The organism is Parashewanella spongiae, assembly GCF_004358345.1.
Lineage (GTDB): Bacteria > Pseudomonadota > Gammaproteobacteria > Enterobacterales > Shewanellaceae > Parashewanella > Parashewanella spongiae.
Genome location: NZ_CP037952.1, coordinates 2,507,959 through 2,526,145, shown reverse-complemented (window position 1 = coordinate 2,526,145; position 18,187 = coordinate 2,507,959). Strand labels below are relative to the sequence as shown.

The following is an 18,187-nucleotide window of genomic DNA, read 5'->3' as shown; positions in this document are numbered from 1 at the left end:
TTAATGGGTAGACTCGCTCAATACTATCATTCCTGAGTTGAATTTATCCTCGATGAACTCAAGTCCAAATTCATCTTTGAGAAAACTTATCATTCCATTTTTTAACGTATTATTGCCATGGTATCCAGTTATGATCGATGTTATCTTAGGTTCATTGTTTTTTTTGTGGTAACAAAATAATAGTTTTGCGAAATCTAATGGAATACCTCGAATATGTGTACCATTGCTTGAATGTCCTTCGAAGATTTTATCCATATGCAAATCGATACAATGATTCATTAAGCCAACACTTTTTTTATATATTCCTTGTGTTATCCCTTTATCAATCATGCTTGCGAAATTATCTTTTTCAAGCGGCGCAAGTTGAGCATGTATTTGTGAAAGATTACTCATGTTACATTTGTTCATTATTTTTTCTAAATACCACATTCCAGTGTCAAATCCCTTAGCTTTAATACATACTTTAATAAAGACATTGTAAATGGCAACATCAGGCTTGATGCCCCATTGTTGCATTAAACTGGTTGTAGTTGTGTCGCCATCGCCCAACACCAATGATTTGGCTTCTGTAAAATGTTCCATTTCAGCGCAGGCCGTCAGCAAATTCAGGCAGGTGATTGAATCTGCCTTTAGTGGTAGATGAGGTGCCATCACAGGCTCGTCACCACACACAAGTTGCCAAGCACTATCAAACTGGCTAGTTTTAGCACATACCGTGATAAAAGCATTGTAAATGACAACATTAGGCATAATGCCCCATTGTTGCATTAAGCTGGTTGTATCGACATCGCCCAACACCAATAATTTGGCTTCGGCATGACGCTCCGCTTCAGCGCAGGCCATCAGCAAATTAATGCAGGTGATTTTATTGGCTTTTAATGGAAAATGAGGTGCCATCAAGGGCTTATCACCACACACCAGTTGCCAAGCACTATCAAACTGGCCCGTTTTAGCGCATACCGTGATAAAAGCATTGTAAATGGCAGCATTGGGTTTGATGCTCCATTGCTGCATTAAGCTGGCTGTAGCTGTGTCACCATCGCCCAACACCAATGATTTGGCTTCTGCATAACGCCCCGCTTCAGCGCAGGCCGTCAGCAAATTCGTGCAGGTGATTGAATCTGCCTTTAGTGGTAGATGAGGTGCCATCACGGGCTTATCGCCATACACCAGTTGCCAAGCACTATCAAACTGACCCGTTTTAGCACATACCTTAATAAAGGCGCTGTAAATGGCAATATTAGGCTTGATGCCCCATTGTTGCATTAAGCTAGCTGTAACTGTATCGCCCAACACCAATGATTTGGCTTCTGCATAACGCCCCGCTTCAGCGCAGGCAGTCAGCAAATTCATGCAAGTGATTTGATTGGCCTTTAATGGCAAATACGGTGCCATCACCGGCTTAATACCACACACCAGTCGCCAAGCATTATCAAACTGGCCAGTTTTAGCGCATACCGTGATAAAAGCATTGTAAATGGAAACATCAGACTTGATGCCCCATTGTTGCATTAAGCTGGGTGTAACTGTATCGCCACCGCCCAACACCAATGATTTGGCTTCTATAAAACGTTCTATTTTAGCGCAAGCAGTCAGCAAATTCAGGCAGGTGATTTTATTGGCCTTTAATGACAAATGAGGTGCCATCACGGGCTTATCACCACACACCAGTTGCCAAGCACTATCGAACTGGCAGGTTTTAGCGCATACCATGATAAAGGCGCTGTAAGTCGCAACGTTAGGCTTGATACCCCATTGTTGCATTAAGCTGGCTGTATCGCCATCGCCCAACACCAATAATTTGGCTTCGACATAACGCCCCGTTTCAGCGCAGGCAGTCAGCAAATTCGTGCAGGTGATTGAATCTACCTTTAATGATAGATGAGGAGCCATCACGGGCTTATCACCACACACCAGTTGCCAAGCACTCTCAAAGTGGCCAGTTTTAGCGCATACCGTGATAAAGGCACTATAAATGGCAACATCAAGCTTGATACCCCATTGTTGCATTAAGCTTGTAACTGTAGCCGTATCACCATCACCCAACACCAATGACTTGGCTTCTGCATAACGCCCTGTTTCAGCGCAAGCGCTCAGCAAATTCAGGCAGGTGATTTGATTGGCCTTTAATGACAAGTGAGGTGCCATCGTGGGCTTATCACCACACACCAGTTGCCAAGCACTGTCAAACTGGCCCGTTTTAGCGCATACCGTGATAAAGGCACTGTAAATGGCAATATCAGGCTTGATGCCCCATTGTTGCATTAAGCTGGGTGTAGCTATATCGCCATCGCCCAACACCAGTAATTTGGCTTCTGCATAACGCCCCATTTCAGCGCAAGCGCTCAGTAAATTCGTGCAGGTGATTTGATTGGCTTTTAATGGCAAATGAGGTGCCATCACAGGTTCGTCACCACACACAAGTTGCCAAGCACTATCAAACTGGCTCGTTTTAGCGCATACCGTGATAAAGGCATTGTAAATGGCAACATTAGGCTTGATGCCCCATTGTTGTATTAGGCTGGCTGTAGCTGTAGCTGTGTCGCCATCGCCCAACACCAATAATTTGGCTTCTATAAAACGCTCCATTTCAGCGCAGGCAGCCAGTAAATTCATGCAGGTAATTGAATCTGCCTTTAGTGGTAGATGAGGTGCCATCACGGGTTTATCACCACACACCAGTTGCCAAGCACTATCAAACTGACCCGTTTTAGCGCATACCTTAATAAAGGCGCTGTAAATGGCAATATTAGGCTTAATGCCCCATTGTTGCATTAAGCTGGCTGTAGCTGTAGCGCCATCGCCCAACACCAATGACTTGGCTTCTGGATAACGCTCCGTTTCAGCGCAGGCCGTCAGCAAATTAATGCAGGTGATTTGATTAGCCTTTAATGACAAATGAGGTGCCATCAAGGGCTTATCACCACACACCAGTTGCCAAGCACTATCAAATTGGCCTGTTTTAGCGCATACCGTGATAAAAGCATTGTAAATGGCAACATCAGGCCTGATACCCCATTGTTGCATTACGCTGGCTTCAGCTGCATTGCCTAGCACCAATTTTTTGCCATCTGAAAAATTTAAATTTAACTTAATTAATTTCAGTAATAGCGTGCATGTTTTCTCGTCATAGGACGATTTTAATCGTATTATGTCACTAAAAATACCGTCGAAATTAGATGAATGGTTGTCAGAAAACTCGGCCGCTTTGTGCAACAATTTATGGATTAACCTTATGTCCCATGATGTTTCCATGACCCGTTTGTCGTTTTTTAGGCTGTGAATGATTTCAATAAGCTGAGAAAGTTTAGTGCAACCACGAATTAATGCATTTAACTCAATACCCAGTTTATTTTTGCTTCTCTGTTTAAGTTTCCAAGAGTGAATAAGCTCACTGGTCTGAGTAAAAAAGGAATTAGGGGAGGAAGGTGGTTGCTGTATTTGCTTGGGATACTGAGTGCTCGATTTTGGAGTAATGGAGCGGTGCTCGGTTGCAAAACGTCGGCAAGCATTACTTGGCTTCTTACAATAATGAGTCTCTCGTGTGTGAGAGTTAGAGCGAGTCGCCGATGATTTATTGTTGAAAAAATCATACAGCTTTTGTCTATCGGTTTTGCTTAATCTTTGATAGCCCTGTTGTAAGTCGTCATCATCATCAAACTTTGAAACCTCAAAGTTTAGATAGGATACGGCTTCGCTTGGGTATTCTTGGAGACTTTTGAGCATGAATCTATATATTGATTGTTGCTCAGCAGGAGTACGCACTGTCGCCATCACATTACTCAATAAGTGAGTGAATTAACAGGCTAATAAATAACGCACTAAAAAAATAAATACAAAAATATTCAGCTTTAAGGCATTCTATAAATGTATAACAGAAGATTATCGACCACACAGGGAGCCGTTTGGTAGCTCATCGTTGTATCTCAGACTCAAAAAATAATGAAATTGAGCCTGAATTGGTTTTGTCCAAAAGTGAGGTAACTACACCCAAATTATTTATATTTCAACTAGCTATTGTTATCCGTACAGCTGAGGAAAAAATCTGGGGTTTGGGTTTACATCCCCTAAAAAGATCAACATCCCATAGCTAAAAACACCTTACAGCACATATAGAATATTCTGTTTGGGTAACAAGTTTTCTCTTCTAGCACCAAGTTTTCTATATCAGTTACATAGGCTTGAGCCATAAATTTTAACCTTTCATCCAGTTGAGTCTTTAACTCCGGATAATATCCAACAAATTCTTCACTAAAGTTGATTAAAAAGCTTATACCACTAATGAATACAGCTTTGTTGTTAGCTTTGCTTTTGGTTTCTTGTATTATCTCATTTACATGAGAAGAAAAAGCATGAGGGTTAAGCGTTCTTGCTCTACGATCAAGGCATTGTTTTCGTTCCTCTTTAAACACCCGAGTTTTGCTTTCTAATAATTCAACGTCTGCACTACTCGACTTAGACATCATGAGAATCATTTTTTTTAGTGGAATCGATTTTACCAGCTCTAGCGCTTCTGTAGTACTCGAAAAAGTGTGTTCATTCAACACCCAAGTGAGTGCTTCATTATAATTAAAATTCGACTCAGATAAGAACGAAAAAATTTGTTTACGAGTACCTAGTGATAATTCCGTCAAATGCCAAATTTGATTTTGCTGCTCGACAGTCATTTTATTTAAGATCTCGGTTCGCCTTTCAACAAGTACAAAAGGAAGCATGTGGTTTCCAGTATTCTTTGAAACAGTAAGTTCAAGTAGAGGATAATTCTCTGCCACACAAAAAAACTCAATAATGGATTCAGGCCAATCATGCATGCTCTCAGCTAAGATTGAACAAACTTCTTCCTCACAACCCTCTGAAATTGTTATTTTTACTGAAAGCAACGCCAAAACTAATTCTTGCTTAACTGTCTCATTATCGATAGCTACATCAACAGGTTGACTACTTGATGATAAAAGTACGCTATTTAAAAAATGACCCACTTTTTCAGCTTTCATTAAACTGCCCAAAAATGTCTTCCACTCTCGAAATTTCTTATTTGCAGGCAATACCCGTAAAGTACTCATTATCTCTGCAACAATTTCATCAGTGTTTAACCAGTTTTCTTTTCTATTTTGCAAGCATACAAAGTTAAGGTCTTTTCGTAGTTGCACCAGATTCTCTTTTATTAATTCACTAGAGTTAGATTGTGTTCCACATTGACTTTGTACATCCTTTAACGCTTGCACAACTGTCATTGTTAACATCTTAATTTTGTCCTCTAAACTTAGCTTTGCTGTTCGCTGAATACTTGCACTTCGTTTTTTTTTATATTTAGGTGCTCTCCCCCCCAAAGCCTCCGGAGAACTTGAAGACGACAATTGTTTGAATAATGGCTCAGCTTTACAATTTATTTCTTTACCCGTTGCTAAGCCTACATGTTTTCGGTGAAACAAGTAAAATTGATATAAGGCTTTTGCTTCTTCTGGCCGAGTTTTGAAATAATCAAAAAGTGTGGAAATCGAAGGTTCAAGCAAGGCATGGAAATTAATATCCTGACATGATACATGCAATTCATTGGGTGCCGGAACATGTGCAAATTCATTTGCAAGTATTCCAATATGCTGAAGTATTGTGTGTGTATCTTCACCGAGTCGATCACCAATGCAAGCAAACAGAAAAAGTAGATTATTGACTCTATCAAACTGTACTAAAGGGTTGAGCATTTGTTTTCGATCTACATACTGTTCAGCTTCTTTCTGTGTCATAAATGTGATTGCGAACGCTCGATAAATTGGATCTAAAGAATGGTTCAGTTCATTAGCTCTTTTGGTCTTAAAGTCTCCAACTCTATCTTTTAATCTATGTACGGCTTGCTTGCTATAATGCCTTCCAGTGCTACCCTTTTTTCGACTTAGCTCTCGATGGGCTTCCATCAGTGATGAATACATACAGGCTTTATTTTGCATCGAAAGACCATTGTCTAACATACTATCAAGAAAGGTAAGGGTCCTCCTCGTTGGATTATGCCGTTTTTTATGAGCTGTATTAATTTTGCTTATGACTTTTACACAATCAATAATTATAGGGATAGTACTGGGAGATAAAAGTAACTCTTGTTTTAAGTTTGATAGTGACGGTGAAATTTGAATAACAACTTGTTTATATGTTTCAATATCACCTTGTGTAAAACAAAAACGCCCTACACTGTATAGAGCTGACGGCATTCTATTGTCCAGTGTTAGTTCTATTAGCCTATCGAGGTGAATATTGGGGAATGAGTTTGTATGAAGACCGATATTTTCTTGCCAATAACTTAATATGCATTGTTCAACCTCAGTTAAACTTCTGTCTAGAAGCAATTCATTTATGCGTGTTAGTATTTGTTTAGCAATTGTAAAATCACAGAGACCAAATTCAGGGCTGGTTACCACATATAATGCTAAGCACTTAACTGTCAGTATCTCATGCTCTATAAAATTTGAAATTTTCGATTCTACTTGTGCCTGAAAAACTCGTTTTTGTTCCACTAAATTTTCGGTAGTTAGTCTCCATTTATTATTTATTATTAAAATTTCAATTAGTAAGTTAACTTCGGGGTAATAATTGTTCTGTTCAAGTTTGCCTAATTCAATTTGTTTAGCTGTGAGCGCAAGCAACCTCGTCATTTCGTGTGGTAGATAACAGCTGACACTTTCTGGTTTAATGACTTGAATTTTAAAAAGCTCATTAAATGCAAATGTATTCCCGATCTCTGCTGCACGTTTCAAATAATCCAGCTGTAAATGCTTACATTTGGCGAATAACGGACTGCCAAAACGAAATATTTCTGCCAAGTGAAGACAGTAATTTCGAAAAGAGTTTTCCCCCCTCACATCACTGTCAAACTTGGTTAGAACATCCTCAGGGTTAATCTTATGTTGACAAACAATTATTAGTTGATAGAGAAAACCAGTTAGTTTTTTGTCTGACTCCAAAGCAGATTCATCTTTCAAATTTCTTACATGCGTTGAACATTTACTATGTACTTCAAAATAATTTCCACCACGCATTCCATGTAGCAATTCTGCAAGGTGCGATTCCTTAATCCCAATTTTCTGCCAAATAGGCGACACTTCTGGAATTTCAGGTAAGGTTTTAAATACTTTGAAGTAACAGCCATATGAAAACTCTTGTTCCCAATCTGGTTTCCACTGAATCGGATTTTCACCGCCAAAATCGGCACAAGTGCGGCGCTCATTAATCACAGCCGTCTCGATTTGAGCAACCACTTTTGCCGCACTTTCTACCACAACAGGATCTGTTTCATCAAGTGATAAGTATGCTTGTATAACATTAGAAAGTGAGGAGGAATTGGTTGCCATAATGTTTTCTGTGATGCTATACAGGCAACTAGAGTATAATTCTTATACTGAATTTTAGCTGAACCAATAAATGAAGTTCACCTGCCCTCACCGATCAAATAGTGTGCAACTTTATTTTTCTTTAAAACTTCCCTTGCCGTTGATTATAGTTATACATACTGCAATGAATACCCCACAAGATTGATCCCTTTCCCCCGAACTTAATGCCATCGAAATTCTATGGCGAAAAACAAATACGAGTGGTTATCCATTAGCGCTTACGAAACTTACTCCAAACTCAAAAAGCAGTCGAAACTATTTTGGATGATTATCATTCAAAATATGAGATAACTTTTAGTTAGGTACTTATGTCTGTGCCATATAACAAATAAAAACATTCTTGGACAGAAATGCGTCAACCGACCAAATTGGCAAGGGAGAAACAAAACCAATTTACGCTCAATTTCATTATTTTTTTTGAATCTGAGATTCAACTATGAGCTACCAAACGACAAACGACTCCCCCCTGTGCGGTGGAAAATTTTCTGTTATACATTTATAGAATGCCTTAAAGCTGAATATTTTTGTATTTATCTTTTCAGTGCGTTATTTCTTAGCTTGTTAATTCCCTCACTTATTGAGTAATGTGATGGCGACAGTGCGCACTCCTGCTGAGCAACAATCAATATATAGATTCATGCTTAAAAGTCTCCAAGAACACCCAAGCGAAGCCGTATTATATCTGAACTTTGAGGTTTCAAGGTTTGATGATAATGAAGAGTTACAACAGTGTTATCAACTATTAAGCAAAACCGATAGACAAAAGCTGTATGATTTTTTCAACAGTAAGTCATCGTCGACTCGCTCTTACTTTCGCACACAAGAGGCTCATTATTGTAAGAAACCAAGTAATGCTTGTCGACGTTTTGCAACTGAGCCTCGCTCCATTACTCCAAAATCGAGCACTAGATATACCAAGCAAATACAGCAACCACCTTCCTCCCCTGATCCCTTTTTTACTCAAACCAGTGCGCTTATTCACTCGTGGAAACTTAAACAGAAAAGCAAAAATCAACTGGGTATTGAGTTAAATGTATTAATTGGTGGTTGCGCTAAACTTTCGCAGCTTATTGAAATCATTCACACCCTAAAAAACGACAAACTGGTCATGGAAACATCATGGGACATAAGATTAATCCATAAATTGTTACACAAAGCGGCCGAGTTTTCTGACAGCCATTCATCTAATTTCGACGGCGTTTTTAGTGACATAACACGATTTAAATCGTCCTATGAATCGAAAACATGCACATTATTACTGAAATTAATTAAGTTAAATTTAAATTTTTCAGATGCTAAAGGGTTAGTGTTAGGCAATGCAGCAGTTGCCAGCTTAATGCAGCAATGGGGTATCAAGCCTAATGTTTCCATTTACAATGCCTTTATCACGGTATGCGCTAAAACGGGCCAGTTTGATAGCGCTTGGCGACTGGTTTGTGGTGACAAGCCCGTGATGGCACCTCATCTACCACTAAAGGCAGATTCAATCACCTGCATAAATTTGCTGACCGCCTGCGCTGAAACGGGGCGTTATGCAGAAGCCAAATCATTGGTGTTGGGTGATGGTGATACAGCTAGCTTAGTACAGCAGTGGGGCATCAAACCTAACGTTGCCATTTACAGCGCCTTTATCACGGTATGCGCTAAAACGGGGCAATTTGGTAGTGCTTGGCAACTGGTGTGTGGTGATAAGCCCGTGATGGCACCTCATCTACCACTAAAGGCAGATTCAATCACCTGCATGAATTTGCTGACTGCCTGCGCTGAAATGGAACGTTTTACAGAAGCCGAATCATTGGTGTTGGGAGATGGCGATACAGCCAGCTTAATGCAACAATGGGGCATCAAGCCTGATGTTGCCATTTACAATGCTTTTATCACGGTATGCGCTAAAACTGGCCAATTTGATAGTGCTTGGCAACTGGTGTGTGGTGATAAGCCCATGATGACACCTCATTTGGCATTAAAAACCAATCAAATCACATGTATTAATTTACTGACGGCCTGCGCTGAAATGGAGCGTTTTACAGAAGCCAAATCATTGGTGTTGGGCGATGACGATGGCGATACAGTTACAGCCAGCTTAATGCAGCAGTGGGGTATCAAGCCTGATGTTGCCATTTACAGTGCCTTTATCACGGTATGCGCTAAAACGGGCCAGTTTGATAGTGCTTGGCAACTGGTGTGTGGTGATAAGCCCATGATGGCACCTCATTTGCCATTAAAAGCTAATCAAATTACCTGCACGAATTTGCTGAGCGCTTGCGCTGAAACGGGGCGTTATGCAGAAGCCAAATCATTGGTGTTGGGCGATATAGCTATAGCCAGTTTAATGCAACAATGGGGCATCAAGCCTAACGTTGCCATTTACAGCGCATTTATCACGGTATGCGCTAAAACTGGCCAATTTGATAGTGCTTGGCAACTGGTGTGTGGTGGTAAGCCCGTTATGGCACCTCATCTACCACTAAAGGCAGATTCAATCACCTGCATGAATTTGCTTAGCGCTTGCGCTGAAGCGGGGCGTTATGCAGAGGCCAAATCATTGGTGTTGGGCGATGGTGCTACAGCCAGCTTAATGCAACAATGGGGCATCGAGCCTGATGTTGCCATTTACAGCGCCTTTATAACGGTATGCGCTAAAACTGGCCAGTTTGATAGTGCTTGGCAACTGGTGTGTGGTGACAAACCCTTGATGGCACCTCATCTACCACTAAAGGCAGATTCAATCACCTGTATGAATTTGCTGACTGCCTGCGCTGAAATGGAACGTTTTACAGAAGCCGAATCATTGGTGTTGGGAGATGGCGATACAGCCAGCTTAATGCAACAATGGGGCATCAAGCCTGATGTTGCCATTTACAATGCCTTTATTAAAGCATGCATTAAGGCTAAGCAATTAGACACTGGAATATGGTATTTAGAAAAAATAATGAACAAATGTAACATGAGTACTCTTTCACAAATGCATGCTCAACTTGCGCCGCTGGAAAAAAATAATTTCGCAAGCATGATTGATAAAGGGATAACACAAGGAATATATAAAAAAAATGTTGGCTTAATGAATCATTGTATCGATTTGCATATGGATAAAATCTTCGAAGAACATTCAGGAAATGATACACATATTCAAGGGGTTCCATTAGCTTTCGCAAAACTATTATTTTGTTACCACAAAAAAAACAATGAAACCAAGATAACATCGATCATAACTGGATACCATGGCAATAATACCTTAAAAAATGGAATGATAAGTTTTCTCAAAGATGAATTTGGACTTGAGTTTATCGAGGATAAATTCAACTCGGGAATGATAGTATTGAGCGAGTCTACCCATTAACTTGATACTAGTACCCAAACACAGTGAAGATGATCGATTGAACTCACTTTAAAGTTGGTATTAATTCATCCAGAGCAAGCACGTAAATACTGCGTGGCGTTTTAGGTTTTTTTCTAATTAAGCCTTTATTTTCTAGCGTCTTTATCATTTGATTGACGGTCGGTGGGGTAACGTCAAAATATTTTTGAAAATCGGTGTGTGCAGGCGGGACTTTATTTACCTTTGTGTACATTTTTATGAACGCTAAATACTGACCTTGTTTCTCTGTAAATGGGGCTTTTTCTGGCTCAGGGATCGACATGTTTCTCATTTTGTGATCAATTATGGTAATTGTTAACTACCTCCATAGTGCCATGAACATCAAATATTTAGTAGAGCTTTCAAACGAAGAAAAATCGTTCCTAGTCGACTTGATTGCAAAGGGGAAAACATCGGCTAGAAAATTGAAACGAGCCAACATCTTGCTCATGTCGAACAATAGAATGAGTCAAGATAAAGAAATATCTTTAGCGCTTAATGTTGGTACAGCAACCATTTATAGAACAAAGAAACAGTTTGTTGAGGAAGGTCTTAAAGCTGCTCTGAATGAAGGAGCCCGAAGCGGCATGCCTCGGTGTTTGGATGGTAACCAAGAAGCCTTGCTTATTGCCTTAGCCTGTAGCAAACCACCAGAAGGACTTTGTCGATGGACATTGAGTTTAATCACGGAAAAACTTATCGCATTAACTGAACTCGATGAAGTTTCGACAGAAACCGTGCGAAGACGCTTTAAGTAGAGTAGGCTACTGGCTTCGCTATCGCTTATCCAGCAGCCCCTCTTCGATTCCGTGCATGAGGTTTTCCCTCACACGGCTCTGTTGTTACACTTCTCTCAGCCCCTTCACTTTGCTTATCATCTTGTCGTGGGTAAATACTCAAGACCAGCTTGGCGTAATTTTTCGTAAGCACCTCGTGATAGATACTTGCTTCGACGTTGACTTAAGCGACGATGCCAGCGATAGAACCGGTTTACTACAAATCCATTTATTCTGAAAAATACACCTCTGGGATAACCTATCCCACCAAAATAGTGTTTCCATCCCCTCAGAACTTGATTAACCTTATTTATCAGTACGCCAAGTGTATTTGAGGTTCGGTGTTTCACTATGTCTCTGATTTTATTTTTCAGCTTTGTTTGGCTCTTCTTAGACGCCTGTATCTTGATGTAACTGGTGCCTTTGATGAGGCCTGTGATCCGTTGAAAGTTAAAACCGAGGAAATCAAACTCATTCATCAGCTTTCCCATATCCACACAGTGGGTTTTACTTTGATTTAGCTTCAGACCTTCATCACTTAATTGCTGTGTTATCCAGTCCAGTTGCTCTTGTGTGTAGGTTTGCTTATGAAGTACAACAAAATCATCTGCATAGGTAACGATTTTACACGGTGTTTTTTCGTGTATTTTCAAACAGAAATCGTTGAGATAGATGTTAGCCAGTAGTGGAGAGATAACTCCGCCTTGCGGAGTGCCACATCGGCTTGCTTCTATTCGCCATTTCCCGTTGACCGTCTCTATGCTGATGGGCGCTTTGATAAAGCTTTTCAGCAAACTCAGAAAGCTGCTGTCGCTTATTCGCCTTTCTATTTTTGCCATCAACTTAGCGTGCGGGATGGTATCGAAATAGGCACTCAAGTCAGCATCGAGTACGTGCTGGTAGCCTTGTTTTAGGCTCATTTCAATGACTTTTACCGCTTGCTGGGCGCTTCGACATGGACGATAACCATAACTGTGTTCATGTAAATGAGGTTCGTAGACGGGTTGCATCACTATTGTCATCGCCATTTGCACAATTCTGTCACTGATTATCGGGATCCCAAGTTTCCGCGTTTTGCCGTTGTCTTTGAGTATTTCTACTCGTTTGACTGGGCTAGGTCGATAGTTTTTCTGTTGTAATTGAGTTTGAATTTCTTTTAACAGCGCAACAACTTTCTTTTGCTGCTCTAGATAACTGAATGTGATGCCATCAATTCCTGCTCCGCCTTTATTGGCTTTGCATCGTCGATAGGCTTCTTCGAGTATATCTAGGCGACTGAGTTTATCGTACAAGCTGTAAAATCGAAGCTCCGAGTTAAGCTTTGAGCGTAAGTAAAGTTTTCGCTGTAATATTCTGATATTTACTGGAGTGTTAGCCATATGGCAATTTCACCTCAAAAGTTACGTTAAAAAACGGGTGTAACACTGAGCCCCTTCCCTGATGTAAAGTTATGTTGTCTTCACGGTTAACGGTACTATGGGCTCATCCGACTGCCTGAGCGCCCTATCTGAAATTTCGGTTTACCTTATATTCGGATAGTGGAAGTCACTACCTTCCAACACTCAGGCTCTCCCACGTTCACTTTATTTCCTTCAATACATGCCACTTCATATTACGCCGGAAGATCAAACAGATGCATTTACCAGTTGCTTCTCTGTTTGTGTCAGGGTTCGTCAACTAGGAAAGACTCCCCATCTTCATTTTTTGATTTACGACGCTTAACTGAATTCGCTTGATGCTGCGGCCTACATTGCATCTCAACCTTTATTCAAGGCCTTTGTCACAGGGCTTCATGTCATAGCGGTTACCCATTATGCATGCCCGTCAGATTTCGGGATGAACTGGTAATTATCCCGTCAGGTACGTTTCAACCTGATGGACTTATTATAAATAATAACGTTGCTGTCTCTGGTTTATGGCCATGTAATCGCTTGGCTGCGTATACGTTGAGACAAATCCCGCAACAGAATAAAGCGCTTCGTGGCGCTCCCTAAAAACATCAGTTGACTGCGTTCTCAAGCGTAGAAAAAATGGCTGATATTAAGGCGTAGCTTGCAGCAAGTAGTTATTCTACTTGCAAAAGATATAACGCAGATAGCAGCCATTTTAGCAAGCTTGTGAGCGTAGAGCATTTCACTCATTAGGTGAAAAACATGATAATAAAATCATCGTATTGCTCAAACAGTTACTCATATACTCAGCGTTCAACTGATGTTTTTAGGTTTAAAGAAAACGACTTAAAACCTTGGCAGAAAAAAATGTGGTGTGTTGGCAATATGAATGCAAATTACATCGCACAAATGGAACATGTTTTAGATGTTTATGCTCGCCCTAAAAACTCAGCTGAGCCAGGACGAAGCGATGAAGCAATTGGTTTCAGATGTTGCCCCTCCATCCCCAGTAAAATCAGGGCGATCAGCCAGAATCGATTATGAATATAAGCGGGTTAGCGTGGCTAATATTTTCATGTTTTTTGACCGCCATCGAGGCTGGAGAAAGGCTAAGGCAACACAGAGTAAGACCGCAGTAGATTTCGCTCAGTGCATGAAAGAACTTGTCGATGAACACTATCCGGATGCACATAAAATTCATGTGGTAATGGATAATTACACGACACATACGGCAGGCTCGTTATACAAAGCATTTAAGCCAGAAGAGGCGCTAAGGATTTTGAACAAACTTGAATTTCATTTCACGCCTAAGCATGCCAGTTGGCTCAATATGGTTGAAATAGAAATCGGTAATATGAATCAACAATGCTTAGATCGTCGCATAGAAAGCTGGGAAATGCTGCACAAAGAGCTTTCGGCTTGGGAGATGCGGAGAAACGATGCGCAGGCAAGCATAAATTGGATGTTTAATGTCGACGGTGCACGTGAGAAATTCACGAAAGCTTATGCAAATATCAATCAATCATAACTTTTGTGTCGAGGTACTAGTTACCATAAAATTACTATTTTGATTACCATCTCCAAAAGCTTAATTAACTGCTTTTGTTGATTATTTTTTTGATGTTACCAAAATAACCATTTTCCGGTACACCCAAAAGTTTTAAAGTGTCTATACACGAAGATACATCCCAACACTTTTATGAATAAGCAAAAATAACTAAGATTTGTTCTTATGCAGTTAAAAACAAGGCCACTTAGATTTTGAAAGAAAAGAGGCTTAACGAAACAATTCACTGTGTGAGCCAATTCTTGCGAGCTTCAGGGTATTATCTTCTACTTTAAATATCAAAACTAAATCAGGCTTAACATGGTAGTCTCGATAATTAGCCCAATTACCTGATAAAGCATGATCTACATATTTCGCCGCTAGCGTTTGCCCTTGCTGCAATGCGGTTATGACATGACCGACTTCAATCACATCTGGAATTGCAAGTTTAGCGACCTTTTTAAAATCTTTCTTAAATTGGCTCGAGTATTCGAGTTGATACATTTTATGCCTCATTCACTCCGAGCTCTTTAAATAACGCTTTGACATCATCAGCTTTGTTGCCTTTACTATCTTCAAGTTCTTTAATAGCTTCCAGTGTCTTTGCATTAGGTGTTCTTGAGCGCAGTTCAAACGGGATACCGCCATAATTGATCACCGCTTTAGCAAACAATTTGAGCGCTTGTGATGGGCTTAACCCTACCTCATCACAGATGTGAATGAAGGCCAATTTGGTATCTTGATCGATACGAGTGCTGAGCATTTCTGTCTTCATAATATTACCATTTGTTATACATTGCATGACAATTGTAGCGAACTGCAGTGCAACACTCAAATGTAAATAAGATGAAATTTCAGGTATCAAGCATTTAAAACAGATAACTTTTCTCAACATACCATGAAATATAGCGGGAATCACTGATCCAATCCGTTGGAATATGCAGAAGCTTGATAATTTGAGACTAAGCTCAGTTAAGTGATAAGAGCTGTTTCGCATACTTTGATGCGTTTTTAGTCAGGCTACGTTCATAACTGACTCATCAATGGAGCAAAGCGGTTCTCCGCATAAAAATTGTAATTGTCGTTTTCTTTGGCTTGAGCAGCAAAGGCAGGTAATAGCATCACGATTAAAAGCAACTTTTTCATTGTATTCTTCCTTGTACTGTTTTTATATCTGCAATTGCGTATTCAAACATCAGCTTAAGTAAGTCGTTTTACCATATAGAAACGCTCAGCTACCTCACTAAACGTCTTGAGTTTAATTCATTCCTAATCTGGCTTTGAATAAAAACTACTTTCTTATATAACTCATCATTAGCGACGGAAAGAAAGTCGATATTATGTTCTAAACCGTCTTTGACGTATTTTTTATAGTGAATGTAATCGTCATTAGTTGCTAAAAACTTGCGGATATTGATAAAGGTTTCCAGTGGATAACGTTCAACAAAACCATTCATTAATACGGCTTCTGCTGTTGAGTCCATGTCAAAAACAATGGCGTTGTCATTTTCGGTTAAAATGGACTGAAAAATCTCTGCTAGGGGTGAGTTTGAGTAAGCAGAAACAAAGTTATATCTTTCTCTTACAATAGGTATAGATGTTTCCTTTAGGTCGCTGACGCTAGAAAATTCATTATCACGGATAAAAACTCCGCCATCGATTGATAGAAAACTTGGTGGAATACTAGTGCTTATTTTTATTTCATCGCCAACAGTAAAATCAACATCATTACTAACGCCATATTCATTGGATATTGAAAGCAAACCTGATCTGGCTCTTTTGGGAATGATAAAACTTGCACTAGTACGAGAAACAATTTCAGGAATGATTTCAAAATCGTTTAATTTAACTTTTAAATCACCCGTAAAATTTATGCCCTCAATGAAAGCTTGCTTACCTATGATATTGACATCGGGTTTGACTTCACTCAGCAAAGGGCCTCTATGATGTATTAACGTTAAATGAATATCGTTAGTTTTCTTACCGTCAGTAACTAATGACAAGCTTATTTTATTGCCTCCACTATCAATTTTCTGATAGTTAGGCACAACAAACTCTAGATTTCTTCTTGAATCTTCAAATGGTTTTAGTTTTATATTTATTGTTGAAGGTTGGCTACCGAATTTACGAAGTACCAAAACGGCGCCATCACTTAACTTGACGGCATCACGACTATGCTCACCTGAGAAAAATAGTTTAGTCGGGTAAAATGGCTTCACTTTATTGGTTAGATCCATTTCACCGACAGTAGTATTAACGTTGTAAAGTTTCACCTTTTTATTAAACTTTATTGATTGTTTATCATCATTATCATAGGTATTAATTACACCATCCCCGTCATCATCAATATCTTGATAATTTAAAGCTCCATCGCGATCCTTATCTATATACAAACGACCTGCTGATGCTTCATCGATATCATTAATGCCGTCGTCATCACTATCAAAGTCAGCAAAGCTGGGGATAATGTCGAAGTCCTGATTGACGAGACCTTCTCTTAAGTCAAGAATACTGTCGCCGTCTGTGTCTTTATCTAACCAGTTTGGAATACCGTCTGAGTCAACATCCGCAATTATTGTGGTGATATTTTGATGAATAAAAAACTCATTCCCATCAAAAATTTCATCACCGTCAGTATCTTGTATTTCATAATGACTCCCCAAGGCTTTTTCTTTTTCATCGGGGATGCCATCCATATCGGTATCTTTAATTGCGAGAACTCTATAAGTTAGATTTGGATCAGCTTTATTATTTCTATTACCTACAGTCAGGTGATATATACCTGCTTTTTCGGGGAAAAATAAACGTGAATTTTTTATTAACCCTACGTTTTTCAAATTACCATCAGCTGTAGCTGCTAGCTCACCTTTACCATTCGCATTCAGAACACTTATCCTTGGTGATAATGTCGAGTTCTCACTTAATACAATAAAATGAAACGGTATACGACTTTCAATATCATCTTGGGTAACGATAAATTTGTAATCATCAATATCAATGTCTAATTCAAAGCTGCCAGTTGAGATAAATGGCACCTGTCCCGCATCATTCGCAACGGTTAGATTATTATTGAATTCTTTTTCTTTAATAAGAGGAAATGACGATTTGTTTGGATTGAACGGGTAATCGTCGTGCTCATCAAGCACGCCATCGCCGTCTTCATCTTTATTTTTCCACGTACCAACTTGTATTGTGTCTTTGGTCTTGGCTTGAAGGGATGCCGTTGTCGAAACAAACGTGATTAGAAGCAGTAAGCATAAAAATGAACGTGTATTATGACCCAAAAGGTTAGTTTTCATTGCGCTATGTCCCTATAACTCAATATTTTTTCTTATTTGGTTACATTATCAGCTTTTTATTTGAATGTTAACGAATCTGTAGATGATATTTTGTACTAAAAGGAGTGTTAAAGCTCAAATAATTTCAATTATATGATTAGATTAAGTAATGAAACATATTAATTTTCTGAGAAGCTTTGGGGCAGAACCTTGTTAGTAACACCCTAAGTTAATGGCATTTTTTGGCAGAATTAGTAGGTAAAATAGCCTTTGTTAGCAGCATTCACCGCATCACCACTCTTATTATCACTTAATGTGGACTCGACCAATATGTTATCGAGCCCATTCTCACATAATGTGGTCTCATTATCATTTAATGTGAGTCGGTGTTTCGGCTTATTATCATTTAATGTGGTCTCAGAATTTCGGATGTAATCGAGCCCAACTGATTATGTTATT

General features: G+C 39.5%; 11 protein-coding genes. 4 read left to right on the top strand and 7 right to left on the bottom strand.

The annotated features are described in order from the left end of the window. Positions 1 to 3,774, bottom strand: a complete 3,774-nt coding sequence (locus tag E2I05_RS09725) for a pentatricopeptide repeat-containing protein (RefSeq protein ID WP_133309608.1) — start codon at positions 3,772 to 3,774, stop codon at positions 1 to 3. Between the two features lie 302 nt (positions 3,775 to 4,076). Then, complete coding sequence (locus E2I05_RS09720) at positions 4,077 to 7,340, bottom strand: hypothetical protein (RefSeq protein ID WP_121855060.1); 3,264 nt, start codon at positions 7,338 to 7,340, stop codon at positions 4,077 to 4,079. A gap of 628 nt (positions 7,341 to 7,968) precedes the next feature. On the opposite strand from E2I05_RS09720, the gene E2I05_RS09715 reads away from it, so the two are divergent. Continuing rightward, positions 7,969 to 10,719: a pentatricopeptide repeat-containing protein gene (locus E2I05_RS09715; RefSeq protein WP_121855059.1), complete on the top strand. Its 2,751-nt coding sequence runs from the start codon at positions 7,969 to 7,971 to the stop codon at positions 10,717 to 10,719. A 43-nt stretch (positions 10,720 to 10,762) separates the two neighbouring features. On the opposite strand, the gene E2I05_RS09710 is transcribed toward E2I05_RS09715, so the two are convergent. Further along, positions 10,763 to 11,020, bottom strand: coding sequence for a LexA family protein (locus E2I05_RS09710; RefSeq protein WP_179952741.1), 258 nt, complete (start codon positions 11,018 to 11,020; stop codon positions 10,763 to 10,765). A 22-nt stretch (positions 11,021 to 11,042) separates the two neighbouring features. Here E2I05_RS09710 and E2I05_RS09705 point away from each other — a divergent pair, with 22 nt between their 5' ends. Continuing rightward, positions 11,043 to 11,495: a helix-turn-helix domain-containing protein gene (locus E2I05_RS09705; protein WP_133309607.1), complete on the top strand. Its 453-nt coding sequence runs from the start codon at positions 11,043 to 11,045 to the stop codon at positions 11,493 to 11,495. A gap of 116 nt (positions 11,496 to 11,611) precedes the next feature. On the opposite strand, the gene ltrA is transcribed toward E2I05_RS09705, so the two are convergent. Further along, the gene (gene ltrA / locus E2I05_RS09700; RefSeq protein WP_133309606.1) at positions 11,612 to 12,892 is read right to left on the bottom strand and encodes a group II intron reverse transcriptase/maturase; all 1,281 of its coding nucleotides are present in this window, start codon (positions 12,890 to 12,892) and stop codon (positions 11,612 to 11,614) included. 774 nt (positions 12,893 to 13,666) lie between these two features. Here ltrA and E2I05_RS22015 point away from each other — a divergent pair. Continuing rightward, entirely contained in the window at positions 13,667 to 13,948 is a 282-nt protein-coding gene (locus E2I05_RS22015) for a hypothetical protein (RefSeq protein WP_170179598.1), read from the top strand. Continuing rightward, positions 13,830 to 14,432, top strand: coding sequence for an IS630 family transposase (locus E2I05_RS09695; RefSeq protein ID WP_133309605.1), 603 nt, complete (start codon positions 13,830 to 13,832; stop codon positions 14,430 to 14,432). The genes E2I05_RS22015 and E2I05_RS09695 overlap by 119 nt, the downstream gene beginning before the upstream one ends. A 249-nt stretch (positions 14,433 to 14,681) precedes the next feature. Here E2I05_RS09695 and E2I05_RS09690 read toward each other — a convergent pair whose 3' ends face one another. The 3 genes from E2I05_RS09690 to E2I05_RS09680 form a co-directional block, all read right to left on the bottom strand. Further along, positions 14,682 to 14,954, bottom strand: a complete 273-nt coding sequence (locus tag E2I05_RS09690; RefSeq protein ID WP_121855187.1) for a type II toxin-antitoxin system RelE/ParE family toxin — start codon at positions 14,952 to 14,954, stop codon at positions 14,682 to 14,684. A gap of 1 nt (position 14,955) precedes the next feature. Then, positions 14,956 to 15,225: a type II toxin-antitoxin system RelB/DinJ family antitoxin gene (locus tag E2I05_RS09685; RefSeq protein WP_121855189.1), complete on the bottom strand. Its 270-nt coding sequence runs from the start codon at positions 15,223 to 15,225 to the stop codon at positions 14,956 to 14,958. Positions 15,226 to 15,685: 460 nt separating this feature from the next. Beyond that, complete coding sequence (locus E2I05_RS09680) at positions 15,686 to 17,749, bottom strand: hypothetical protein (RefSeq protein ID WP_121855188.1); 2,064 nt, start codon at positions 17,747 to 17,749, stop codon at positions 15,686 to 15,688. Positions 17,750 to 18,187: the final 438 nt, after the last annotated feature.